General features: G+C 70.9%; 18 protein-coding genes. 13 read left to right on the forward strand and 5 right to left on the reverse strand.

Annotation, left to right across the window (positions count from 1 at the left end):
* Window positions 1–11: 11 nt before the first annotated feature.
* Entirely contained in the window at window positions 12–2033 is a 2022-nt protein-coding gene (dnaK, locus tag HC362_RS09935) for a molecular chaperone DnaK (RefSeq protein WP_243083546.1), read from the reverse strand.
* 56 nt (window positions 2034–2089) lie between these two features.
* A complete protein-coding gene (locus HC362_RS09940) occupies window positions 2090–3205 on the reverse strand; it encodes a ferritin-like domain-containing protein (RefSeq protein WP_243083547.1) in 1116 nt (371 codons plus the stop codon).
* Window positions 3206–3433: 228 nt separating this feature from the next.
* Between HC362_RS09940 and HC362_RS09945 the strand changes: the two genes are divergently transcribed.
* The 6 genes from HC362_RS09945 (at window position 3434) to HC362_RS09970 (ending at window position 8936) form a co-directional block, all read left to right on the forward strand.
* Window positions 3434–4381 carry a diiron oxygenase gene (locus HC362_RS09945; protein ID WP_243083548.1) on the forward strand — a complete coding sequence of 316 codons (948 nt, stop codon included), beginning with the start codon at window positions 3434–3436 and terminating at the stop codon, window positions 4379–4381.
* A gap of 106 nt (window positions 4382–4487) precedes the next feature.
* A complete protein-coding gene (locus tag HC362_RS09950; protein ID WP_243083549.1) occupies window positions 4488–5228 on the forward strand; it encodes a TetR/AcrR family transcriptional regulator in 741 nt (246 codons plus the stop codon).
* A 94-nt stretch (window positions 5229–5322) separates the two neighbouring features.
* Window positions 5323–5991 carry a redox-sensitive transcriptional activator SoxR gene (gene soxR / locus HC362_RS09955; RefSeq protein WP_243083550.1) on the forward strand — a complete coding sequence of 223 codons (669 nt, stop codon included), beginning with the start codon at window positions 5323–5325 and terminating at the stop codon, window positions 5989–5991.
* Between the two features lie 4 nt (window positions 5992–5995).
* Window positions 5996–6271, forward strand: coding sequence for a hypothetical protein (locus HC362_RS09960; RefSeq protein ID WP_243083552.1), 276 nt, complete (start codon window positions 5996–5998; stop codon window positions 6269–6271).
* A gap of 115 nt (window positions 6272–6386) precedes the next feature.
* The gene (locus HC362_RS09965; protein ID WP_243083554.1) at window positions 6387–7271 is read left to right on the forward strand and encodes a protein kinase; all 885 of its coding nucleotides are present in this window, start codon (window positions 6387–6389) and stop codon (window positions 7269–7271) included.
* A 501-nt stretch (window positions 7272–7772) separates the two neighbouring features.
* Entirely contained in the window at window positions 7773–8936 is a 1164-nt protein-coding gene (locus HC362_RS09970) for a C40 family peptidase (protein WP_243083556.1), read from the forward strand.
* A 116-nt stretch (window positions 8937–9052) separates the two neighbouring features.
* Here HC362_RS09970 and HC362_RS09975 read toward each other — a convergent pair whose 3' ends face one another.
* Window positions 9053–9880 (reverse strand): protein phosphatase 2C domain-containing protein, encoded by an 828-nt coding sequence (locus HC362_RS09975; protein ID WP_243083557.1) that lies wholly within the window; start codon window positions 9878–9880, stop codon window positions 9053–9055.
* Window positions 9881–10549: 669 nt separating this feature from the next.
* Between HC362_RS09975 and HC362_RS09980 the strand changes: the two genes are divergently transcribed.
* The gene (locus tag HC362_RS09980) at window positions 10550–13246 is read left to right on the forward strand and encodes a nitrate- and nitrite sensing domain-containing protein (protein WP_243083559.1); all 2697 of its coding nucleotides are present in this window, start codon (window positions 10550–10552) and stop codon (window positions 13244–13246) included.
* A gap of 17 nt (window positions 13247–13263) precedes the next feature.
* Window positions 13264–13875, forward strand: a complete 612-nt coding sequence (locus HC362_RS09985; RefSeq protein ID WP_347568534.1) for a roadblock/LC7 domain-containing protein — start codon at window positions 13264–13266, stop codon at window positions 13873–13875.
* Between the two features lie 41 nt (window positions 13876–13916).
* Here the strand turns inward: HC362_RS09985 and HC362_RS09990 are convergent, their stop codons facing one another.
* Entirely contained in the window at window positions 13917–14441 is a 525-nt protein-coding gene (locus HC362_RS09990; protein ID WP_243083561.1) for a MarR family transcriptional regulator, read from the reverse strand.
* A 236-nt stretch (window positions 14442–14677) separates the two neighbouring features.
* Here HC362_RS09990 and HC362_RS09995 point away from each other — a divergent pair, with 236 nt between their 5' ends.
* Window positions 14678–15631, forward strand: a complete 954-nt coding sequence (locus HC362_RS09995) for a lysozyme (protein ID WP_243083563.1) — start codon at window positions 14678–14680, stop codon at window positions 15629–15631.
* 87 nt (window positions 15632–15718) lie between these two features.
* Here HC362_RS09995 and lon read toward each other — a convergent pair whose 3' ends face one another.
* Entirely contained in the window at window positions 15719–18148 is a 2430-nt protein-coding gene (lon, locus tag HC362_RS10000) for an endopeptidase La (protein WP_243083564.1), read from the reverse strand.
* A gap of 239 nt (window positions 18149–18387) precedes the next feature.
* On the opposite strand from lon, the gene HC362_RS10005 reads away from it, so the two are divergent.
* The 4 genes from HC362_RS10005 to HC362_RS10020 all read left to right on the forward strand — a co-directional run bounded on the left by HC362_RS10005 (window position 18388) and on the right by HC362_RS10020 (window position 25338).
* Window positions 18388–19098, forward strand: coding sequence for a spermidine synthase (locus tag HC362_RS10005; RefSeq protein ID WP_243083565.1), 711 nt, complete (start codon window positions 18388–18390; stop codon window positions 19096–19098).
* 70 nt (window positions 19099–19168) lie between these two features.
* A complete protein-coding gene (locus tag HC362_RS10010) occupies window positions 19169–19963 on the forward strand; it encodes a response regulator transcription factor (protein ID WP_243083566.1) in 795 nt (264 codons plus the stop codon).
* Between the two features lie 100 nt (window positions 19964–20063).
* Window positions 20064–21236, forward strand: coding sequence for an ATP-binding protein (locus tag HC362_RS10015; protein WP_243088464.1), 1173 nt, complete (start codon window positions 20064–20066; stop codon window positions 21234–21236).
* Between the two features lie 223 nt (window positions 21237–21459).
* Entirely contained in the window at window positions 21460–25338 is a 3879-nt protein-coding gene (locus tag HC362_RS10020) for a multifunctional oxoglutarate decarboxylase/oxoglutarate dehydrogenase thiamine pyrophosphate-binding subunit/dihydrolipoyllysine-residue succinyltransferase subunit (protein ID WP_243083567.1), read from the forward strand.
* Window positions 25339–25406: the final 68 nt, after the last annotated feature.

Consider the following 25406-nt stretch of genomic DNA (forward strand, 5'->3'; position numbering starts at 1 on the left):
CCGCCCGCTCGTCAGCGCTCCCCCGGGCCGCCCTCGCTGCCGGGCGCCCCGCTGCCGCCGCCCTCGCTCCCCTCCCGACCGGCGCCCGGCCCGGAGGAGCCGCCGGTCTGCTCGTCGTCGACGATCTCGGCGTCCACCACGTCCTCGTCCCGCCCCGCAGCGCCGCCGCCCTCCTGTGCGCCCTCTCCGGACCCCTGGGCCCCCTCCCCAGCTGTCTGTGCGCCTGTGCCGCCTGTGCCGTCCTGCCGCCCCTCCCGCGCCTGCGCGTACATCGCCGTGCCGATCTTCTGGGCAGCCGCCGTCGTACGGTCGACGGCCTGGCGCAGGCTCGCGGTGTGCTCGCCTGCGCGGGACGGGTCGTCGGGCGTCTCGGCCAGCTTCGCCTTGAGATCGGTGAGCGCCGTCTCCACCTCGGTCCGGGTCTCGGCGGGAACCGCGCCCTCGGCCGTGTCGGCCAGCAGGCGTTCGGTCTGGTAGGCGAGCTGCTCGGCCTGGTTGCGGGTCTCGGCTGCCTCGCGGCGCTTGTGGTCCTCCTCGGCGTACTGCTCCGCCTCGCGCACCATACGGTCGATGTCTTCCTTGGGGAGGCTGGAGCCGCCGGTGACCTGCATCTTCTGTTCCTTGCCCGTCCCCAGGTCCTTGGCGGAGACGTGCATGATCCCGTTGGCGTCGATGTCGAAGGTGACCTCGATCTGCGGCACATTCCGCGGGGCCGGGGGCAGACCGGTCAGCTCGAACATGCCGAGCTTCTTGTTGTACGCCGCGATCTCCCGCTCGCCCTGGAAGACCTGGATCTGCACCGAGGGCTGGTTGTCCTCGGCGGTGGTGAAGGTCTCCGAGCGCTTGGTCGGGATCGTGGTGTTGCGCTCGATCAGCTTGGTCATGATGCCGCCCTTGGTCTCGATACCGAGGGACAGCGGGGTGACGTCCAGCAGCAGGACATCCTTGACCTCACCCTTGAGGACACCGGCCTGGAGGGACGCACCGATGGCGACCACCTCGTCCGGGTTCACACCCTTGTGCGGGTCCCGCCCGGTGAGCTCCTTGACCAGTTCCGTCACCGCGGGCATCCGGGTGGAGCCGCCGACCAGGATCACATGGTTGATGTCGGACAGCTCGACGTTCGCGTCGTTCACCGCCTGGTGGAACGGCGTCTTGCACCGCTCAAGCAGGTCTTCGGTCAACTGCTGGAACTGCGTTCGGGACATCTGCTCGTCCAGGTGCAGCGGACCCTCGGCCGTTGCGGTGATGTAGGGCAGGTTGATCGTCGTCTCGGTGGACGAGGACAGCTCGATCTTCGCCTTCTCCGCGGCCTCGCGCAGCCGCTGGACGGCCATCCTGTCCTTGGACAGGTCCACGCCGTGGCCGGACTGGAAGCGTTTGACCAGATGGTCGACGACGCGCTGGTCCCAGTCGTCACCGCCCAGGTGGGTGTCGCCCGCTGTGGCCTTCACCTCCAGCACCCCCTCGCCGATCTCCAGCAGCGACACATCGAACGTGCCGCCTCCGAGGTCGAAGACGAGGACCGTCTGCTCCTCCTCCTTGTCGAGCCCGTAGGCCAGTGCGGCCGCAGTGGGCTCGTTGATGATGCGCAGCACCTTCAGACCCGCGATCTCGCCGGCCTCCTTGGTGGCCTGCCGCTGCGCGTCGTTGAAGTACGCGGGGACGGTGATGACGGCGTCGGTGACGTCCTGCCCGAGGTAGCTCTCCGCGTCCCGCTTGAGCTTCTGCAGGACGCGGGCCGAGATCTCCTGGGCCGTGAAGGACTTGCCGTCGATACTGCCGGACTCCGGGAAGCGCCAGCTCGCCTCACCCATGTGGCGCTTGACGGAGCGGACGGTGCGGTCGACGTTGGTGACCGCCTGCCGCTTGGCGACCTCACCCGTGAGCACCTCGCCGCCCTTGGCGAAGGCCACCACGGACGGCGTGGTCCTGGCACCCTCGGCGTTGACGACGACCGTGGGATCGCCGCCTTCCAGGACGCTGACCACCGAGTTGGTGGTGCCGAGGTCGATTCCGACAGCGCGTGCCATGGCCGTCCTCCTCAGGAGTGCCGGCATCTCCGCGAGCCGGCGAAGTGCCGGTTGGGCTACACCTGAGTCTTGCCCTCCTCGATGGCTTCGGCCACCTCAGCCGTCCGTTCGGCTTCCTCGGCGGCGAAGCGCTCGGCGTCCAGCTTCTCGGCGATCTCCTCGTCCTGTGCCATCAGCAGGTCGAGGTTCTGGTTGCCCATCTCGAAGACGCCCATGTCGACATAGGCCCGCTGGAGGCGTTCACCCCATAGGCCGATGTCCCGCACACAGGGGACGATGCGGCTGAAGAGGAGCTTGCGGAAGAGCTGCGTGTACTGCGACTGCTCGCTGAGGGTGTCGGCCTCGGCCCGTGGGATACCGAAGTTCTCCAGCACCTCGGCGCCCTTGAGGCGGTCGCGCATCAGATAGCAGCCCTCTACGACGAACTCCTCGCGCTCGCGCAGTTCGGCGTCGGACAGCTGCTTGTAGTAGTCCCGCAGCGCCATCCGGCCGAAGGCGACATGGCGGGCCTCGTCCTGCATGACGTAGGCGAGGATCTGCTTGGGCAGCGGCTTGTCGGTGGTGTCCCGGATCATGCCGAAGGCGGCCAGTGCCAGGCCCTCGATCAGCACCTGCATGCCGAGGTAGGGCATGTCCCAGCGGGAGTCGCTCAGGGTGTCGCCGAGGAGCGACTGGAGGTTGTCGTTGATCGGGTAGAGCATGCCGACCTTCTCGTGGAGAAAGCGGCCGTAGATCTCGGCGTGCCGGGCCTCGTCCATGGTCTGTGTCGCCGAGTAGAACTTCGCGTCCATGTCGGGCACGGACTCCACGATCCGTGCGGCGCACACCATGGCGCCCTGTTCGCCGTGCAGGAACTGGCTGAACTGCCATGAGGCGTAGTGCTGGCGCAGTTCGCCGCGTTCGGCCTCGCTCATCTTGTCCCAGTAGGGCGTCCCGTAGAGCGTCATGGCCTCGTCGGGGGTGCCCAGCGGGTCGTTCGGGTCGACCTCCAGGTCCCAGTCGATGCGGCGCTGTCCGTCCCACTGCTTGTCCTTGCCCTTCTGGTAGAGGGCCAGCAGGCGGTCGCGCCCGTCGTCGTACTCCCAGGAGAAGCGGGCACTGCCGGAGGCGGGGATCTGCCAGAGGGGGGTGTCGGTCGCGTGCGTATAGAGATCGTGTGAGGACACGGACATCTCCTTCAGTCCACGAACTGCCCGGCACGGGATCGGGACGGGTCCCGGATTGCTCCGTACGGGCGGGTAGTTGGCAGGCTCACACGCGTGTTACCGCCCGGTCAACAAGTCGCGCGCGGGGGATTGACGTCCTTGCTGACAGGCAGTCTCATAAGAGATGACAGTAGAGGTGACCGCCGGTAACACTCGTACGAGATCGCCGGCACCCGCAACGAAGAGGTGCCCAGCATGACGACAGCGCCTGACATCGCCGACATGGAACGCGAGGTGCTCAGGGACGCCCTCGGTCTGCTCAAGGACCGCGAGCAGGTCGCCGAGCGCCTCCTCGAGTCCTCCAGGAAGCACTCGTTCGACCCGGACACCGAACTCGACTGGGAGGCCCCGTTCGAGGACGGCAAGTGGTTCTGGCCACCGGAGCTGGTGTCGCTCTACGACACCCCGCTGTGGAAGCGGATGTCCGAGGAGCAGCGGATGGACCTGGCCCGCCACGAGGCGGCCTCGCTCGCCTCACTGGGCATCTGGTTCGAGGTCATCCTGATGCAGCTGCTGGTACGGCACATCTACGACAAGCCGCTGACCAGCAACCACGTCCGCTACGCACTGACCGAGATAGCCGACGAGTGCCGACACTCGATGATGTTCGCACGCATGATCAAGCGGGGCGGGGCGCCCGCGTATCCCGTCTCCCGGCTGCACCACAACATGGCGAGGCTCCTGAAGACCGTCTCCACCACGCCCGGTTCGTTCACCGCGACACTGCTGGGCGAGGAGATCCTGGACTGGATGCAGCGGCTCACCTTCCCGGACGAGCGCGTCCAGCCGCTGGTGCGCGGTGTCACGCGGATCCACGTCATCGAGGAGGCGCGGCATGTGCGCTACGCGCGCGAGGAGCTGCGCCGTCAGATGGTCAAGTGCCCGCGGTGGGAGGCCGAGCTGACCCGCGTCAGCTCGGGCGAGGCAGCCCGCGTCTTCTCGATCTCCTTCGTCAATCCGCAGGTCTACGAGAACGTCGGACTGAACAAGAAGGAGGCCGTCGCCCAGGTGAAGGCCAGCGGCCACCGCCGCGAGGTCATGCAGACAGGAGCCAAGCGGCTGACCGACTTCCTGGACGACATCGGCGTACTGCGAGGCGTCGGCCGCAAGCTGTGGGTCAGTTCCGGACTGCTGGCCAAGTGACCCCCAGGGGCCGTGGGCGGTTCATGAGAGCCCTGTGAAGCAGCTGTGCGGGACTCAGGGGCCCGGGGCGAACACCGACGCCGCCGGGACAGTTACGCTGCACTGCATGAGCAGCAGCGGCACCGCCCCGGCGTATCGCAGGCTGAGCGTGCACGAGCGGCGCAACCAACTGCTCGGGCACGCGCTGAGCCTGTTCGCACACCGGCCGCCGGAGGATGTGTCGCTGGACGACGTGGCGGTCTCGGCGGGGGTGTCGCGACCGCTGGTCTACCGCTACTTCCCCGGCGGCAAACAGCAGCTGTACGAGGCCGCTCTGCGCAGCGCCGCCGATCAGCTCGAACAGTGCTTCGCCGAGCCGCCCACCGGCCCGCTCACCACGCGGCTGGCCCGTGCGCTGGACCGCTACCTGGCCTTCGTCGACGAGCACGACGCGGGTTTCATGGCACTGCTGCAGGGCGGCAGCGTGGTGGAGACCTCCCGCACGAACGCCATTGTCGACGAGGTGCGCAGGGACGCCGCCGAGCAGATCCTCTCCCACCTGGAAGCCGAGCAAGGCAGCCAGGGCCATGGGTCACCGCGACTGCGGTTGGCCGTACGGACGTGGATCTCCGCCGTGGAGGCCGCCTCGCTGATCTGGCTGGACGAGGGCAAGCAGCCCCCGCTGCCGGAGCTGCGGGACTGGCTGGTCGACCACTTCGTCGCCGTACTGATTGCAACGGCGGCCGCCGACCCGCAGACCGCTGCCGCGACCCGGCGGGCGCTGGCGTTGGAGGAGCCCGACGGTGCCGTCACACAGCTGGTGCGCCGGGTACTGCCGGTGGTCTCCGACTCAGGGCACCTGCTGTGAGGGTGCGCCTGGGGCGTACGCGCTGCGGGGTGCGTACCGGGCCGCCGCGCACTGAGACTTAAAGATTACTTGAAGCCTGGTCTAGGCTGAGCCCATGCCGACTCAGCTGTCATGGAAGGCCAAGGAAGCCACCGTCGGAGAGCTGGCGGAGCGTGCCGGCGTGGCCACGTCCACCCTGCGCTTCTACGAGCGCGAGGGGCTCATCACCAGCCGCCGTACCACGGGCAACCAGCGCCGCTACAGCCGCGACACGCTGCGCCGCGTCGCCTTCATCCGGGCATCCCAGCGGCTCGGCCTGCCGCTCGCCGCCATCCGGGACGCGCTCGCCCTGCTGCCGGAGGGCCGTACGCCCACCAGGGACGACTGGGCGGCCGTCTCGGAGTGCTGGCGAGAAGACCTCAACCAGCGGATCGCCCTCATGGAGCAGCTGCGCGACCACCTCACCGACTGCATCGGCTGCGGCTGCCTGTCGCTGACGTCCTGCGCGCTGGTCAACCCCATGGACCGGCTGGGCGAGCAGGGACCTGGAGCCCGGCAGCTCGCCCAGCCCTGCGGCCCGGACCCGGCTCGCGGCGAGCAGTCCCGCTCCGGCTGCCGGGGCGAGGGGGTGTCCGAGGACGGCGACTCCAGTGCCGCGCGGAACGGGGCGGATCCGTGCGCCTCCCAGGCCGACTCGTGCGCCTCCCAAGAGGAAAGTGCGCCGAGGGCGGGCTCCGGCGACCGCGCGGTGGTTGCCGCCGGCTCCGACAGCGGAACGGTCTGAGACGGTGCGCAGCGAGGAGACCTCCTTCAGTGGCGGACCGCTGGACGGACGGACACTCTCCGTTCCCCTGGGACCGACCGGCAGGCCGCCGCGCAGCTACGAGGTGCCGGTGCCCGACCCGGAGGGCGGCCCGACCGTGGTCCACGTCTACCGGCTCGAACCCGCCGCCGTGAACCGCCTGGGGCTGCCGCGAGGCTGGAAGTACGTCTACGAACCCGAAGGACGGCCCACCAAGAGCCCGCTGGAGCGGCTGCCGTGGCGCAAGCGGCGCAGCAGTTGACGCCAGTGGTCTGGACCGGTCGCCCGCGGGCCCGCTCCGCGCGACGCCGGTGGAGGTGCCCGGGGAGGCATCGCGCAGCCTGGACAGCGTCACAGGGAGAAGGTTTCCTGCTGGCGTGATCGAAGGCATCGCGCGACTGCGCGAGACGGACCCTCGGCGGCTCGGCCCCTTCCGGCTCTTCGGAGTCCTCGGACACGGTGGGGCGGGCACCGTCTACCTGGGCAAGGGCGCCCCTCGACGGGGCGCGCGCAAAAGGGCGGCGGCGGTGCGCGCCGTACGCCCCGAACTGTTGCGCGACCGGCAGCTGAGGGCGCGGTTGCGGCAGGAGACGGCGCGGGTCGCCGACGCCGTCGACAGCCCCTTCGTCGCCGACGCGTTCGGCTGCGAACTCGACAGCGAGCACCCGTGGATCGCCGAGGCGTTCGTGCCGGGGGTTGCGCTGTCCGCACTGGTGGCCAGTTACGGGCCGCTGCCGGAGATGTCCGTCCGGGCGCTGGGCGGGGCCCTCGCCCGTGCCCTGGCCGCGCTGGACGCTGCCGGAACGGCACACGGTGACCTGCGGGCCGCGAATGTACTGCTGACGGCCGACGGGCCGCGCCTGGTGGACTACGGCATCGCGCTGGGCAGACGCTCGGCGGCCGTCGGCGCTGCGGGCTTCGGGCCGTCGGCGCGGAGGGCCGAGGACGTCTTCGCGCTGGGCACCGTGCTGGCACTGGCAGCGAGTGCCCGGCACCCGTTCGAGGGCAGCGCGCTGCCCTCGGCGTGGGAGGGCGCGGATCTGGCGGGGGTGCCCGACTCGCTGTGCGTGCCGCTGCTCGCCTGCCTGCACAAAGCGCCCGAGACCCGCCCGCACCCGGAGTCGCTGGCGCACACGCTGGATATCTCGGGCACCGCGAACCGCCCGGCACGGGAGTGGCTTCCGGAGCCGTATCTCCACGAGATCGGCAGTCGTGCGGACGAGGCCCGGGCCCTGGCCGGGCGGTGGGGCTGGGGCCGCTGAGGGGCCGAGGGCCTGAGGCTTGAGGGGCCTGAGGGGCCTGAGGGTCCTGAAGGCGGAGGGGCCTGAGGGCCGCTGAGCTGCGGTGCGCGTGAGCTGCCACCCCGCCCCCGTCACTCCTGCGGGTGAAGACGGCGCGGCCGAGGGTGCTGGACACGGCGGCACGGCAGCGGTAGGGACCGGCGATTTCCGCTCGTCGGTGCCATACCGGGGCGAGAGCGACCGCGTAACCAGGGACGCGGCCGGACCGGGGCCGCATCGCCCTCCGGGGTGCGGCCGGGCATCGGCGAAGGCCACCGGCCCGGATGCGGGTTCGCCGTTGTCTCGATCGGGTGAGAGACGTCCGCCCAGCCGCTCAGCTCGTCCTGAGCCGGTGGCCTCGGCCGTGCCACGATCGCCGCAGAGCGGTCGATGACGGGGAGACGCCGCTCGGGAACGAGGTGTGCGGTGTTGAGGGCGTTGTGGCAGACGAAGGCGTGGCCGGCTCGCCGAGGAGGGCGGCCGGTGAGCGGACGGGGCCGGGCGGGGTGCCGACGGCGGCCGGACGGCGTGCCCGGGCCGGGCATCGGCGCGGTGTCGGCCGGGCTCGTGCTGGCGGCCGTGGCCGTGCTGGTGCCCGCCGCCCCCGGTCTCGGCTCCGCGCATGCGGCGGGTGCGAGGGCGCCCGGCACGCCGGGACCCGGGCCTGCGCCGGGGCCACCCGACGTGGGGCGCAAGTCGGTCAGCGAACTGCTGGGTCAGCTGGGAATGCTGTATCAGCGCACTGAGGAGGCGTCAGAGGCGTACAACCGTACGGCGGAGAAGCTGAAGACCCAGCGGGCGGCGACCCGCCGGGCGCAGGCCCAGCTCTCGCGGGCCCGCTCCACGCTGGCGGCCGAGCGGCGGCGGGCCGGTGAGCTGGCCCGCCAGCAGTACCGGGGCGAGGGCACCGGACTCCCGCCCACGGTGCAGATGCTGCTCGCCCGGGACCCCCACCGGCTGCTGGAGCGAAGGCATCTGCTGAAGCGGGCCGCCGGCGACCAGGCGGCCACGGTACGGAGGCTGAGCGACGGCACACGGCGGCACGCGGCTGCGGCCAAACGGGCGCGGGAGGCACTGGCGCGGCAGGAGCGGCTGGCGAAGCGGAAGAAGGAGCAGCGCAACGAGGTGCGCAAGCGGCTGCGGAAGGTCGAACGGCTGCTCTCCTCGCTGACCGGGAACCAGCGCGCTCGCCTGGACGAGCTGGAGCAGGACCGCGCTGACGCCGCACAGCAGAAGTTGGTGGCCTCGGGCGCGCTGGACCCCAGCGGTGCCAGGGGCTCGGCCTCGGCACAGGGACGGAAAGCTCTCCACTGGGCGCTGAAGCAGGTCGGCAAGCCCTATGTATGGGGCGCCGAGGGGCCGCGCGCCTTCGACTGCTCCGGACTGACCTGGCGGGCGTGGCGCCATGCGAACCGCGACATTCCCCGGACCAGCCAGGAGCAGTGGCGCCGGCTGCCGAAGGTGCCGCTGGACGAGCTGCGCCCCGGCGACCTGGTGATCTATTTCAAGGGAGCGACCCATGTGGGCATGTACGCGGGAGGCGGACGCGTGGTGCACGCTCCCCGGCCGGGGAGCGTGGTGCGGCTGACCCCGCTCGCCGCGAGCCCGCCCATCGGTGCGGTGCGCCCGGACGGGCGGCGCGCGTGAGGCGGATCAGGGTGACGGCAGTGGGTGGGCCGCCTCCGGGGACGGTGACCGGACCGGCGGCCCGGGGCCCGGTTGAGCCGGCGCATGGCTGCGGGTTCGGGAGGCGGGCGTCGGCCTCACTCCAGTTCGGCGAGGAGCACTGTGGCGTCGTCGTGCAGCTTTCCGCGCAGCGGCGCGTGCTCCGACTCGGCGGTACGGACCCGGTTGACGAGGGCACGCGGCCCTTCCTTGCGGACGAGGGAGAAGAGCCCGGTCCAGTCGCCGAGATGGAACGTCTCCGTCCAGCGGGTGGCTCCGTCGGTGAGGGCGAGCAGGGCGCGGACGTCCGCCCTCGGCTCACTGCCCGTCACCGCGTGCGCCGCGACGCCCGGGTCTGCGGCGGCCGTGTAGAAACCGCTGCCGTCCGGGGCGTTCCGCAGGCCCTCGACGGCGCGTACGTAGGCCGCGCGGTCCGCGGCCTCACCGGTACGGCGTACCCGGTCGCGCAGTGCCCGCACGGTGGGAGGCAGTTCGGCCAGCCGCCGGTCGAGTACGGGGCGGACCGCGCCGTCGGCGGCCTCGACCAGGAGGGCGGAATCGGACAGCACCAGGTGTTCGACGCGCTCCTCGTCCCAGCGGGCCACGACGACGGTTGCCTGAGGGGTACGCGGGTGAAAAAGATCACATGTCTCCCGATGGGCGTCGGCCGTGCGGGCCACCGCGGCAGCGAGGCATTCGGCCAAGGCCATGTCGCGGCGCGTCCCGGCGAGTTCGAGCAAGGCACCGCCGAGCCGCGCCACGAACCACGGCACTCCGTGGCTGCACCCGTCATCCCCCTCCGGCGGGGTGACACCGTCCAGCACCACGAGGGCTCCGCCGGTGCCGGAGGCGGGCAGGGCGGCCGACGCGTAATCCTCGTTGAGGCGTTGAGGATTGCCGGGTTCGGTGACCATGTCGATGCGCATGGCGGCAGTCTGCCGGACCGTCGATCTTCGAGCGGCCCGGTGATGGCCGTGACGGCTGCTCCGCGTCCCGCCTCGGAGGTGTGTGCGACGGTGTCGAGGCCCTCTCGGGTGGTGCCGGGCGCCCGGGCACAGGCGGGCGAGGGCGGCCGGAAAACGACCGGCCACAGAGCGGAATCAGACCCTCCACAAAGTGCGGCAGGCATCCTGCCAGGACGCAGGACGGATTTCCAACCAGCGCCCGAGGTGCGGACAGCGCCCGGCTCAGGCCGAGTTGTTCCGCCGCCGAGGAGTGATGTTCACTCCTTCGGGTGGCCCAGCAGGGGATTCTCACCCGCCTCAGGAGCGCACTGCCAAGGTCGGTCGTCGAGTGTGGGGACACCGCGGAGCACCGCGCGGCCCAAGGCCCGGAGAGAAAGCTGGGAACCGAAGGTCGCAGAGGGTGCCGGCGCGGGGGCGGGGCCACCCTCTCGCCACACACGTTGGACTGTGCCGCCCGGGCCCTCCGGGAGAGGCGGGACGAGATTGCGAGTGCGGGTGCGGAAGAAGCAACGTCTCAGTGCGGACGTTCCCCAGGCCACGGCGACCGGCCCCGGCGCCACTCCCTCCGCGGAAGCGGAGACGGTCACCCCGGTGGGACGTCGGCGCGCGCGGGTGCGCAACAGGCTGTTGATGTCCGTCGCGGTAGGTGCGGTGGCCGTCGTGGCGGCGGGAGCGCCCACCCTGGTGGCCGGATCCCAGGACGCCGCTGACGCGCAGGACCTCGTGGACCTGGCCCGGCTCGATCAGCAGGCCATCGCCCTGTCCCACTCCCTCGCGGACGAGCGCGACGGCATGGTGGAGCACCTCGCGGCCGGCCGCAGCGGCAAGGGCGGTACGGGCGTCACCGAGACCCAGCGCGACAGGGTGGACCGGCGGGTCCGCGAGCTGCGGGTGGCCGCCTCGTCCGCACCGTCGGGGTCCGCCGCACCGTCCGCCTCCCCCGCCACGGTCGTCGAGGCCCTCAAGAAGCTGCCCGCCGTCCGGAAGCGCGCCATGGCGGGCAAGGGCGGCCCGGTGGACGCCTACGAGTCCTACTCCGCACTCATCAAGACACTCCGTCAGCTCACCCGCGGCATCGCCGACGGACTGCCGGCCCGCGCTGAGAACCGGACGGCTGCGGCCCTCCCCGACCTGGCACGCGCCGTGGACCAGGCGTCGGCCACCCGTGGCCTGCTGGAGGCGGCGCTCGCGGGGCAGGGAACCCAGCGCTCCCTGGTGACGGCGGCCGGGCAGGCGCGCGTACGGGAGCAGGCAGCGCTGGCGGACTTCGAGGAGACGGCCGACACCAAGGCCCGCGAGACCTACAACACGACGGTCAACGGCGCGGACGTCAACGTCGCCGAGCGCTATCTCAAGGTCGTCACCGCGCAGAACCGCCTCACGCCCGCTGCCCGCGCTGTGGACCGGGAGCGCTTCGACAGCTCCGTCTCAGCCCGCCTCGCCCATATGCGAGGGGTGCAGTCGTCGTTCGCGGCCGCCGAGATCAAACGGCTGGAGGGGCTGCGGGACGACGATGTGACGGCCCTGCAGCTGCGGGCCGGACTGGTGGGAGGCTGCCTGCTGCTCGCCGTCGCGGTCAGCGTGGCCACGGCCCGCTCGCTCACCCGTCCGCTGTCGGTGCTCAAGCGCGGTTCGAAGCGGATCGCCCAGGACCCTGCGGCCGAGGAGCCGATCACCTTCAAGGGCCGGAACGACGAGTTCGCCGATGTGGTGAGGGCACTCAACACGCTGCGGACCACGGCTGCCGATCTGAAGCGCCGATCGGCCTGCGCGGAGCGCGAGCAGGACGAGCTTGCGGTCGAGAAGGCCAAGCTGACGGAGAAGCACCAGCTGCTGGGCGAGGAGTTCGCCGCCCTGCGGACCGAGCTGGAGACGGCACGCGAGCAGTTGGCCGCCCGGCAACCGCACGGCAGCACCCGCGACAAAAGCGCCGTTGTGGCCGACGACACCCGGGTGGGCGAAACAGCCCGCGCGGCCGGCCCGGCGGCGGACCACAGCACCTTCGCCGACTTGGGCACCCGAACGCTGACGCTGGTCGAGCAGCAGCTGGGCATCATCGAGGGGCTGGAGGAGAAGGAGGCCGACCCCGACCGGCTCGAGACCCTGTTCAAGCTGGACCACCTGGCCACCCGTATGCGGCGGCACAGCGAGAACCTGCTGCTGCTGACGGGTACGGAGCGCGGGGAGCGCAGCGCAGTCCCGGAGGCCGCCGGCCCTGCACCGTTGCTCGACGTGCTGCGCGCGGCTGTCAGTGAGATAGCGCAGTACGAACGCGTCGAGCTGGGGACGCTCCCGCCCGATGTGCGGGTGAGCGGTCCGGCGGCCGACGACCTGAGCCACCTGGTGGCCGAACTTCTCGACAACGCGGCTGCTTTCTCCGCCACCGAGTCCGCGGTCCTGCTGAGCGCCCGGACGCGGGCGACCGGCGAAGCCGTGGTGTCCGTGGAGGACGAGGGCGAGGGCATCGCCGAATCGCGGCTCGCCGAGCTGAACACCTGGCTGGCCGAACCGCTGACCCTGACGACGGCGCAGGAGACGGCGCAGGAAGCGGGCGAGTCCTGGGGGCTGGGCATGTATGTGGTCGCCCGGCTCTCGGCACGGCACGGGATACGGGTGCGGCTGCGCGCACGGGAGGGCGGCGGCACCGTTGCCGATGTGACCGTCCCGGGTGCGCTGATGGTCGACAACGGCGCGCCGGAGGACGAGCACGCCCCCCTTGGCGACGAGCACGCCCCGGAGGGCGACGAGCACACCCGGGCCGAGGACCAGGCCCCGGCTCCGATCCCGGCTCCAACTGCGGCTCCGATCCCGGAACAGAGGACGGGAGACGGACCGGCACAGTCGGCCGAGTCGGCACCGTCCGCCGAGCCGGCCGAGCCGCAGGGCTCCGCCGTGCATCCGGGGCTGCCCCAGCGGGTCCGCAGGGAGACGGCGCATGAGCCGTCCGCACCCCGTCCGCGCAAGGGCGGCGCCACAGCGGAGGAGCTGCGGCGGAAGCTCGACGGGTTCCAGCAGGGCACCAAGAAGGGCCTGCGGGACGCGGGTGTGCCGGATGCGGGGCTGTCGGAGTCGGGTGCGCGCCCGGACACCGGGGTGACCGCCGCCGCCTCAGCCCCCAGCTCCGCCGCCGAGGCCGAAGAGCCCCAACAGGACCAGCACAGCAAGCAGGCCCAGCACGAACAGCACAAGCAGCACGAGAAGCAGCAGCGTGCGGCCCGGCAGACTGGCCAGGCCGCACGGGACGAGCAGACTGAGGACACCGGCAATGCGGAAGATCGAGCGGGGGCGCAGGTTGACGGTGGTACCGCCGAGGAGGCACGTAAGTGAATCCGCTCACCACAGCGATGTCCGGCAGCGCGGAGGCACGTAACCTCCGCTGGCTCCTCGACAAACTGGTCGAGGAGGTGCCGGGTATCCGGTCCGTGGCCGTCGTCTCGTCGGACGGGCTACTGCTGCTGGCGTCCGATCCGGCGCTGGGGATGGAGCACGGAGCCGTCACACTGGGCGCCGAGCCGGCACAGCCCCAGGAGCAGCGGTACAGACCGCCGTACGAACAGCCGCGCGAACACCCGCCCGGCGACCAGCAGGGACCGCGGAACGGGATGCCCGGGATGCCGGTGCGCAGGCGGCGCAGGGGTTCCCGGGCGCGCGGCCCCCGGGGCACGAGTGGCGACCTGGCCGCCCTCGTCTCCGGGGTGGCCTCGCTGACGTTCGCCGCGGCCGATCTGATGGGGGGTGGCGCGGTGAAGCAGACCATGGTGTCCATGGACGAGGGCGCGCTGCTCGTCATGGCCATCGGGGACGGCTCGCTGCTCGGGGTGCACGCGGCGGCCGACTGCGACCTGGCGGCGGTCGGCTATCAGATGGGCCTCTTCGTGGGCCGGGCCGGCCATGTGCTCACCCCTGAACTGCGGAACGAGCTGAGGGGAGAGGTCGGAGCGGCCGCGACCCGGTGAGGAGCCCCTGCCCGCTGCCCCAGCCCCGGCCCCCGCTCCCTTCACTCCTCCTGGTCCGCCAGCGAATTGAGGCGGTGGAGCAGGCGGGCCAGCTCGGCGATCTCGCGTCGGTCCCAGGCGGCCAGCTTGCGGGCGTACGACAGACGGCGCGCGTCCCGCACGCGGGTGAAGCGCCGGCGCCCCTCCGGGGTGAGATGGACGAGTGAGGCGCGGCGGTCGGCCGGGTCGGGGCGCCGGTCGACCAGTCCGAGTTGGAGCAGCGCCTGCAGCTGGCGGCTTATCGTCGCCTTGCCGACGCCGAAGTATCCGGCGAGCTCGGTCGCCCGCTGCTCGCCGGCGTCCTCGAGACGTACCAGCAGCCCATAGGCGGCGGGCTCCAGATCCGGGTGGACCTGACGGGCCATCTCACCCGACGATGCGCGCGCTCGGCGCAGGAAGACGGCCAACTCCCGCTCCACGTCCAGGCATTCGGGGCCGAACGACTCCACTGGGTCGACCGCGGAGGCGTCGTTCGGGGAGTCGGTGGAGTTCTTGTGCACGTCAGTGGTGTCTCCGTGGTTTTCCATGCAGAAACTTATCTCCAGCCAGCCCGATCGTCCCAGCTCCGCCAGTATTTCGCAGGAGTAGACCAACGGCAGACGGTGGGGCGTCTTCCGCGTGGCCGGTCTACGCGCGTACCTTCGTCCTGACATGACCACACCAGTGGCGTGTTGTCGCTCCGCGCGTCGCGGGGCAAAACCCCCCACGTCGGTAAATACTACGCACGTACCAGACCCCCACCACCGAGGCTCCGGAGGCAGCGATGCCCAGCTTCAGATCCGGTACGGCCCGTCGCAGACGCGGAATCGCGGCTGTCATCGGGATGTTCGTCTCCCTTCTCGCGCTCGTCCTGGCACTCCCGGGGGCGGCGTCGGCTGTCCCCGACAACGAGGACGGCGGTACGAAGTCGGCCACGGCCGCAGAGTCCGGCAAGGCCACGGAATCGGCCAAGGGCGCCGAGGGCCTGCGCAGCAACCCCAAGGCGCCGGGCAAGCCCGGGGAAGCCTGGATGGGCGCGGGCGTCCAGATGCACGAGGCGGACTCGACCAACGGCACTCCGCCCGACAAGAAGCGCGCGGGTCTGCTCGCGACGGTCCACGGTGTGGACGTCAGCAGCCACCAGGGGAACGTCGCCTGGTCGACCCTGTGGAACAGCGGGGTGCGCTTCGCCTACTCCAAGGCGACGGAGGGGACCAGCTACAAGAACCCCTACTTCGCACAGCAGTACAACGGCTCCTACAACGTCGGCATGATAAGGGGCGCTTACCACTTCGCGCTGCCCAGCTCCTCCAGCGGTGCCACGCAGGCGAACTACTTCGCCAGCAACGGCGGCGGCTGGAGCAAGGACGGCAAGACGCTGCCGGGCGTGCTCGACATCGAGTACAACCCCTACGGCGCCACCTGCTACGGCCTGAGCAAGAGTGCGATGGTGAACTGGATCAGGGACTTCACCAGCACGTACAAGGCGCGGACCGGACGTGACGCGGTCATCTACACCACCACGAGCTGGTGGACGCAGTGCACCGGCAACACCAGCGCCTTCGGAAACTCCAACCCCCTCTGGATCGCCCGCTACGCCTCCTCGCCGGGCACCCTGCCGGCCGGCTGGGGCTTCTGGACCTTCTGGCAGTACACCTCCTCCGGCCCGACCGTGGGCGACCACGACTACTTCAATGGGGCGATGGACCGACTGAAGGTTCTGGCCAACGGCGGCTGATGGTCTTCACCAACGGCGGCTGAGCGCCCTCGTACGTGAGTGGCCCCCACCCTGCGGTGGGGGCCACTCTGTTGCCGGTCGCGTCCGTCACGCCGCGACCGGCGTCTCCCGCGCAGGGGTCTGTGCGGGGGTCAGGGCCAGCTCCAGCACCTGGCGGACGTCGGAGACGGGGTGGACGTCGAGGTCGTCCAGCACCTCGGCCGGAACGTCGTCCAGGTCGGGCTCGTTCCGCTTGGGGATGACCACCGTGGTCACCCCGGCGCGGTGGGCGGCGAGGAGCTTCTGCTTGACGCCGCCGATGGGCAGCACCCGCCCGGTCAGTGAGACCTCGCCGGTCATCGCCACCTCGGGCCGTACCTGGCGTCCGCTGAGCAGCGAGGCAAGAGCCGTCGTCATGGTGACACCGGCGCTGGGCCCGTCCTTGGGCACGGCACCTGCCGGCACGTGCAGGTGGATGCCGCGCTCCTTGAGGTCGCCCACCGGCAGCTCCAGCTCCGCGCCGCGCGAGCGCAGGTAGGACAGGGCGATGTGCGCGGACTCCTTCATCACGTCGCCGAGCTGGCCGGTGAGGGTGAGCCCGGAGGCACCCGTCTCCGGGTCGGCCAGCGACGCCTCGACGAAGAGCACGTCACCGCCCGCGCCGGTGACGGCCAGTCCGGTCGCCACGCCCGGCACCGCCGTACGGCGCTCGGCCGGGTCCTGTGCGGCCTCGGGGGTGTGCCGTGGCCGGCCGATCAGCTCGCGCAGCTCGTCCACGCCGACGGTGTACGGCAACTGCGCGTCGCCCAGCTGGTGCTTGGCGGCGACCTTGCGCAGCACCCGCTGCACCGACCGCTCCAGGGAGCGGACGCCCGCCTCCCGGGTGTACTCGGCGGCGAGCTTGCGCAGGGCCGCCTCGTCGAAGGCGACCTCGCCGCTCTCCAGGCCCGCGCGCTCCAGCTGACGGGGCACCAGGTGGTCGCGGGCGATGGTGATCTTCTCGTGCTCGGTGTACCCGTCGAGCTCGACGACCTCCATCCGGTCCAGCAGCGGCTGCGGGATGGCTTCCAGAACGTTGGCCGTGGCCAGGAAGACGACGTCCGACAGGTCGAGCTCGACCTCCAGGTAGTGGTCCCTGAAGGTGTGGTTCTGCGCCGGGTCCAGCACCTCCAGCAGGGCCGCCGCCGGGTCACCGCGGAAGTCGGAGCCGACCTTGTCGACCTCGTCCAGCAGCACGACCGGGTTCATCGAACCGGCCTCCTTGATGGCCCGTACGACGCGGCCGGGCTGGGCGCCGACGTAGGTGCGCCGGTGGCCGCGGATCTCGGCCTCGTCGCGGACGCCGCCGAGCGCGACGCGGACGAACTTGCGGCCCATCGCGCGGGCGACGCTCTCGCCGAGCGAGGTCTTTCCGACCCCGGGGGGCCCGGTCAGCGCCAGCACCGCGCCTCCGCGCCGTCCGCCGACCACACCGAGACCGCGCTCGGCGCGCCGCTTGCGTACGGCCAGGTACTCGGTGATGCGCTCCTTGACGTCCTGGAGTCCGGCGTGGTCGGCGTCCAGCACGGCCTGGGCGCCGGAGATGTCGTAGGCGTCCTCGGTGCGCTCGTTCCAGGGCATCTCCAGGACGGTGTCGAGCCAGGTGCGGATCCAGCTGCCCTCGGGGGACTGGTCGCTGGAGCGTTCGAGCTTGTCGACCTCCTTGAGGGCGGCCTTCCTGACCTCCTCGGGCAGGTCGGCGGCCTCGACGCGGGCACGGTAGTCCTCGCTCTCGTCCTCGGGGTCGCCGTTCAGCTCGGCCAGTTCCTTGCGGACCGCTTCCATCTGACGCCGCAGCAGGAACTCGCGCTGCTGCTTGTCGACGCCCTCCTGGACGTCCTTGGCGATGGACTCGGCCACGTCCTGCTCGGCCAGGTGGTCTCGGAGGGCCTTCGTGGCGAGCTTCAGCCGCTCGACCGGTTCGGTGGTCTCCAGCAGCTCGAGCTTCTGTTCGGTGGTCAGGAAGGGGGAGTAGCCCGCGTTGTCTGCGAGCTGGCCGACGTCGTCGATCTGCTGCACCCGGTCGACGACCTGCCAGGCGCCGCGCTTGCGCAGCCAGTCGGTGATGAGGGCCTTGTACTCCTTCATCAGCTCGGTGACGTGGCCGGGCAGGGGCTCGGGCGCCGTCTCGGTGACCGGCGTGCCCTCCACCCACAGGGCGGCTCCGGGCCCTGTCGTCCCGGTGCCCACGCGGATCCGCCGCAGGCCGCGGATCAGTGCGCCGGGGTCGCCGTCGGCGAGGCGTCCGATCTGCTCCACCCTGCCCTCGACGCCGATCTCGGCGTAGGCCCCCTCGACCCGGGGGACGAGCAGCACCCGGGGCTTCTCGCCGTCCGGCGCGTCCGAGGCGGCGGACTTCGCGGCGTCGACGGCGGCCCTCACGTCGCTGTCCGAGAGATCCAGTGGCACCACCATTCCCGGCAGCACGACGCCGTCCTCGGCGTCGATGGGCAGCACAGGCAGGGTGAGCGGTGTGGACTCCAGGGACTCAGCAGCCATGATCTCTCCCTAGGCAGGCAAGTTGAGTAATACCCACTCAATGCTTTTGAGGCTCCGTGTGTTCCCCCGTTCGCGGGAGAGATCTGTTCGCTGTCAGCGATCGCCCGCCGACGGGGACCCGCCACGGGCCCGCCGACGAGGACCGGGGGTGCCCGCATCCGGTCAACCACCTGTGCGGCAGCGGTAGTCCCGTGCTCCCCCACCCCCGCGGGGAGCGGCATGCGGCCTACCCTGCCCCCATGTCGAATGCCGCGATTCCTGTGGACCCGGCGGACACCGGGCAGACGGTCACCGTCGAGCGGCGGGAGGGGCCGCACGGCGAGGTGGTGCTGCGGCGGCGCGGGCCGCACTTCGAGATCATCGCCAACGGCTGCTTCCTGATGGACACCTCGGACGGCCGTTCGGAACGGCTGCTGGTGCGTGCGGCGCTGGACGAACTCGGCGAACGGCACCGGCCGGGGCTGCTGATCGGCGGGCTCGGAGTCGGCTTCTCGCTGGTGGAGGCGGCACACGAGTCGCGCTGGGGGCGGATCACCGTCGTCGAGCGGGAGGCCGCGATCCTCGACTGGCACCGCACTGGGCCGCTCTCCGCCCTCTCGGGAGAGGCGCTGGCCGATACGCGCACCGAGCTGGTGGAGGCCGATCTGGTGGAGTACGTCCACGAGGCGGCGGCAGCGGGGCAGCGCTTCGACGCCCTGTGCCTGGACATCGACAACGGCCCGGACTGGACGGTCACCGACGACAACACCGGCCTCTACTCCCCCGCCGGACTGGCCGCCTGCCGGGCGGCGCTGGCACCCGGCGGAATCCTCGCCGTGTGGTCGGCACAGCCGTCCGAAAGATTCGAGGGATGTCTGCGTAATGCAGGATTCTGCCGTGTTCGGACGGATGAGATCCCGGTCGCCCGAGGCGTCCCCGACGTGGTCCACTTCGCAGCACGACCGGCGTAGCCGAGGCCCGTAGCAGGCCCTTACGCTGCTGTCCCAGGAAAGCCGGAAAGAGCCACAGGGGCGGGGTCGTATGGACCAGAAGAACACTACTCAGACACCCGGCGGCGCTGCCGCCGCGACCACCCCGGGCGCTCAGCGCCGGATCCTCGTCGTCGAGGACGACCCCACCATCGTCGATGCCATCGCGCGGCGGTTGCGCGCCGAGGGCTTCCAGGTGCAGACGGCCGGTGACGGGCCCGCGGCCGTGGACACCGCCGAGGCATGGCAGCCGGACCTGCTGGTGCTGGATGTGATGCTGCCCGGCTTCGACGGCCTGGAGGTCTGCCGCCGGGTACAGGCCCAGCGCCCGGTGCCGGTGCTGATGCTGACCGCACGGGACGACGAGACGGACATGCTGGTCGGCCTCGGCGTGGGCGCCGACGACTACATGACCAAGCCGTTCTCCATGCGGGAGGTCGCGGCGCGGGTGCATGTGCTGCTGCGCAGGGTGGAGCGGGCGACGCTGGCCGCGCACACGCCGCGCAGCGGCATACTCCGGCTCGGCGAGCTGGAGATCGACCACGCGCAGCGGAGGGTGCGGGTCACCGGTGAGGACGTGCATCTGACCCCCACCGAGTTCGACCTGCTGGTGTGCCTGGCGCACTCCCCCCGCGCCGTGCTCTCGCGCGAGCAGCTGCTGGCGGAGGTGTGGGACTGGGCCGACGCCTCGGGCACCCGCACCGTCGACAGCCACATCAAGGCGCTGCGGCGCAAGATCGGCGCGGAGCGCATCCGCACGGTGCACGGCGTCGGATACGCGCTGGAGACCCCGGGCCCGGACGGCGCGGCGACGCCTGTGACGGGCGCCGCGACGGAGAGCTCCTGACGGCCGGAGGGGACGGAGCGAGGTGTCCGTTTCCGTGTCCTTGTCCCTGACCTCTCTGACGACCCGCACCCGGTCGGCAGCGCGAGGGCTGGCCCGCCTGCTGAGCCGTGCGGCGGCAGCCGTCCGGCGGGCCGCCGCACGGCACGGCGCACAGGCCTGGGACCGGCTGTGGGAGGGGCTGCGCCCCGTGGACCCCTACCGGTCGGTCAAGGCGGCGCTGGGCTGGCTGGTGATCGTCTCCGTGGTGATCACCACGCTGCTCGCGCTGTTCGCGATGCAGTCGGCGACCGAGCTGCGGGTCATCACGATCATCTCCATCGTCGCCTCCCTGCTGATCACCCAGTTCGTCGCACAGTCGCTGACCGCGCCGCTGGACGAGATGACCGACGCGGCCAAGGCGATGGCGAGCGGTGACTACTCCCGACGGGTGCGCGGCGAGCGGCGGGACGAGTTCGGCGAGCTGGCGGCGAACTTCAACCGGATGGCGGCCGATCTGGAGGCGGTCGACCAGCACCGCAAGGAGCTGGTGGCCAACGTCTCGCACGAGCTGCGCACCCCCATCGCGGCCCTGCGTGCCGTGCTGGAGAACGTGGTGGACGGCGTCTCCCAGGCCGATCCGGAGACGATGCGCACAGCCCTGTCGCAGACCGAGCGGCTGGGCAGGCTGGTGGACCACCTGCTGGACCTCTCACGGCTGGACAACGGCGTGGTGCCGCTGCGCTCGCGGCGCTTCGAGGTGTGGCCGTATCTGGCCGGGGTCCTGAAGGAGGCCAACATGAGCAAGGGCTCGGGCCACTCCCGCAAGGACGTCCACCTCCATCTGGATGTCTCACCGCCCGAGCTGGTGGCCTACGCGGACCCCGAACGGCTGCACCAGGTGGTGGCCAACCTGATAGACAACGCCGTCAAGCACAGCCCGCAGCACGGCCGCGTCACGGTCAAGGCCAGGCCGGGCCCTGGCGCCGCCGGGGGCGCCGGCCCGGCGCCGGGCGCCGGGGGCGGCGGCAGTCTGGAGGTCGAGGTGCTGGACGAGGGGCCCGGTATCCCCGAGGCGGAGCGGGAGCGGGTCTTCGACCGGTTCAACGGCACGCACAGCACCGAGTCGGTCACCGGCCGCAAGGGCGGGATCAGCCCGGGCGGCGGCACCGGTCTGGGGCTGGCCATAGCGCGCTGGGCGGTGGAGCTGCACGGGGGCCGGATCCGGGTGGCCGAGTCCCCCCGTGGCTGCCGGATACAGCTCACTCTTCCGGGGGCGGGGGGAACACAGGTCTGACGTACCCTCGCAGGTGAGACCCCGCGGACGCGAAATATGGGCTACCCGGTTCCCGTGCTGGGCAAATCCGTCAGTGATTCCCGCCGAATCCTGCCCCGAAACCGCCGCCGCGATGTGATGTACGTGACCAAGAGCGGCCCGGACTCCACCAATCGTCCGGAGAGGCGTAGCCTTTATTTCCGCTGTCCACCACCTAAGGAAGCGGAAGAGGGCGGTTGCCGCCGTGTCGTCACAGTCCCCCAACAGCTCATCGAGCACCACTACGGAACGGAAGGACGGACAGGGCAAGGACCCTGGCCCTTCGTTCGGGCCAAACGAGTGGCTCGTCGACGAGATCTACCAGCAGTACCTCCAGGACCCGAACTCGGTAGACCGAGCCTGGTGGGACTTCTTCGCTGACTATCAGCCGGAGTCCTCCGACGGAAGCACGGCGCCGAACGGCGCGGGCACCCCTCGGGACAACGCCCCGTCGCCGGTGAAGGCCGCACCGGCCCAGGCGCAGGCGCAGGCCCCGGCCGCTCCCGCCGCCGGGCAGGCCGCCCCACAGCCGGCGCAGGCCGCCGCCACGGCGAGCGCTCCGGCGAAGGCGGAGCCCGCCGAGCCGAAGCAGCAGCCCAAGCAGGCCGAGCCCGCGAAGCCCGCGGCGCAGCAGCCCGCCCAGGCGGGCGGCGCGAAGGCGCCCGCCGGCAAGGCGGCGCCCGCGACGGAGGCCGCCGAGGGCCCTGAGTACGTGCCGCTGCGCGGCCCGTCCGCGGCCGTGGCGAAGAACATGAACGCCTCGCTGGAGCTGCCCACGGCCACGTCCGTGCGCGCGGTCCCGGTGAAGCTGCTGTTCGACAACCGCATCGTCATCAACAACCACCTCAAGCGCGCCCGTGGCGGGAAGGTGTCCTTCACGCACCTGATCGGCTACGCCATGGTGCAGGCGTTGAAGGCGATGCCGTCGATGAACCACTCCTACGCGGAGAAGGACGGCAAGCCGACCCTGGTCAAGCCGGACCACGTCAACCTGGGCCTGGCCATCGACCTGGTGAAGGCCAACGGCGAGCGGCAGCTGGTCGTGGCGGGCATCAAGAAGGCCGAGACGCTGACCTTCTTCGAGTTCTGGCAGGCGTACGAGGACATCGTCCGCCGCGCCCGGAACAACAAGCTGACGATGGAGGACTTCTCCGGCGTCACCTGCTCGCTGACCAACCCCGGCGGTATCGGCACCGTCCACTCGGTGCCGCGCCTGATGCCGGGCCAGGGCCTGATCATGGGCGTCGGCGCGATGGAGTACCCGGCGGAGTTCCAGGGCACCTCGCAGGACACCCTCAACCGGCTCGGCGTCTCCAAGGTGATGACGCTCACCAGCACCTACGACCACCGCGTCATCCAGGGCGCGGCCTCGGGCGAGTTCCTGCGCAAGGTCTCGCAGCTGCTGCTGGGCGAGGACAACTTCTACGACGAGATCTTCAAGGCGCTGCGCATCCCGTACGAGCCGGTGCGCTGGATGCAGGACATCGACGCCTCGCACGACGACGACGTCACCAAGGCGGCGCGCGTCTTCGACCTGATCCACTCCTACCGGGTGCGCGGCCACATCATGGCCGACACCGACCCGCTGGAGTACAAGCAGCGCAAGCACCCCGACCTGGACATCACCGAGCACGGTCTGACCCTGTGGGACCTGGAGCGGGAGTTCGCGGTCGGCGGCTTCGCCGGCAAGTCCATGATGAAGCTGCGCGACATCCTGGGCGTGCTGCGTGACTCGTACTGCCGCACCACCGGCATCGAGTACATGCACATCCAGGACCCCAAGCAGCGCAAGTGGATCCAGGACCGCGTCGAGCTCCAGCACGTCAAGCCGGAGCGCGAGGAGCAGCTGCGCATTCTGCGCCGGCTGAACGCCGCCGAGGCGTTCGAGACGTTCCTGCAGACCAAGTACGTCGGCCAGAAGCGGTTCTCGCTGGAGGGCGGCGAGTCCGTCATCCCGCTGCTGGACGCGGTCATCGACGCGGCCGCCGAGTCGCGGCTGGACGAGGCCGTCATCGGGATGGCGCACCGCGGCCGGCTGAACGTGCTGGCGAACATCGTGGGCAAGCCGTACGCGCAGATCTTCCGGGAGTTCGAGGGCAACCTCGACCCGAAGTCGATGCACGGCTCCGGCGACGTGAAGTACCACCTGGGTGCCGAGGGCGTCTTCACCGGGCTCGACGGCGAGCAGATCAAGGTCTCGCTCACCGCCAACCCCTCACACCTGGAGGCCGTCGACCCGGTCCTGGAGGGCGTGGCACGCGCCAAGCAGGACATCATCGGCAAGGGCGGCACGGACTTCACGGTGCTGCCGATCGCGCTGCACGGTGACGCGGCCTTCGCGGGCCAGGGCGTGGTGGCCGAGACGCTGAACATGTCGCAGCTGCGCGGCTACCGCACGGGCGGCACCATCCACGTGGTCATCAACAACCAGGTCGGCTTCACCGCGGCCCCCGAGTCGGCGCGCTCGTCGATGTACTCGACGGACGTGGCGCGGATGGTCGAGGCGCCGATCTTCCACGTCAACGGCGACGACCCCGAGGCCGTCGTCCGGGTGGCGCGACTGGCGTTCGAGTACCGGCAGGCGTTCAACAAGGACGTGGTCATCGACCTGATCTGCTACCGGCGCCGCGGTCACAACGAGACCGACAACCCGAAGTTCACCCAGCCGCTGATGTACGACCTGATCGACCGCAAGCGCTCGGTGCGCAAGCTGTACACCGAATCGCTGATCGGCCGTGGCGACATCACGCTGGAGGAGGCCGAGCAGGCTCTCCAGGACTTCCAGGGGCAGTTGGAGAAGGTCTTCACCGAGGTGCGGGACGCCACGTCGGCCCCGGCACCGGCCGAGGTCCCGGCGCCGCAGCCGGAGTTCCCGGTGCACGTGGAGACGGCCATCACCCAGGAGGTCGTCAAGCGGATCGCCGAGTCCCAGGTCAACGTGCCCGAGCGGATCTCGGTCCACCCGCGTCTGACGCCGCAGCTCCAGCGGCGTGCCCAGATGGTCGAGGACGACACGATCGACTGGGGCATGGGCGAGACGCTGGCCATCGGCTCGCTGCTGATGGAGGGCACCCCGGTCCGGCTGGCGGGCCAGGACTCGCGGCGCGGCACGTTCGGCCAGCGGCACGCGGTGCTGCTCGACCAGAACACCGGTGACGACTACACGCCGCTGCTGTACCTCTCCGACGACCAGGCCCGCTACAACGTCTACGACTCGCTGCTGAGCGAGTACGCGGCGATGGGCTTCGAGTACGGCTACTCGCTGGCCCGGCCCGAGGCGCTGGTGATGTGGGAGGCGCAGTTCGGCGACTTCGCCAACGGTGCGCAGACGGTCATCGACGAGTTCATCTCCTCGGCCGAGCAGAAGTGGAACCAGACCTCCGGTGTCACCCTGCTGCTGCCGCACGGCTACGAGGGCCAGGGCCCGGACCACTCCTCGGCCCGTATCGAGCGGTTCCTGCAGCTGTGCGCGCAGAACAGCATGACGGTCGCCATGCCGTCGCTGCCCTCCAGCTACTTCCACCTGCTGCGCTGGCAGGTGCACAACCCGCACCACAAGCCGCTGGTCATCTTCACTCCGAAGTCGATGCTGCGGATGAAGGCTGCGGCCTCCAAGACGGAGGAGTTCACCAGTGGCGGCTTCCGCCCGGTGATCGGTGACACGATGGTGGACAGCGGCCAGATCGACCCGGCCAAGGTCCGCAAGGTCGTCTTCTGCTCCGGCAAGGTCTACTACGACCTGGACGCCGAGCGGCAGAAGCGGGAGCTCAAGGACACCGCCATCATCCGCCTGGAGCGGCTCTACCCGCTGCCCGGCAAGGAGATCCAGACCGAGATGGCGCGGTTCTCCAACGCCGAGAAGTACGTGTGGGCCCAGGAGGAGCCGGCCAACCAGGGCGCGTGGCCGTTCATCGCGCTCAACCTGGTCGACCACCTGGACCTGATCATCGGCTCGGAGCCCGTCCCCAACGCGGACCGGCTGCGGCGCGTCTCCCGGCCGTCCTCGTCCTCGCCCGCCGTGGGCTCGGGCAAGCGGCACGCGGAGGAGCAGGCGCAGCTCATCAGGGAGGTCTTCGAGATCTGAGCCGGCCTGCACGGGACGGCTTGCCGTACGGAACCGAGGGCCCCCGCCGCGCGATGCGGCGGGGGCCC

Origin of the sequence: Streptomyces sp. 891-h (genome assembly GCF_022760275.1) — a bacterium.
Taxonomy (GTDB): domain Bacteria; phylum Actinomycetota; class Actinomycetes; order Streptomycetales; family Streptomycetaceae; genus Streptomyces; species Streptomyces spirodelae.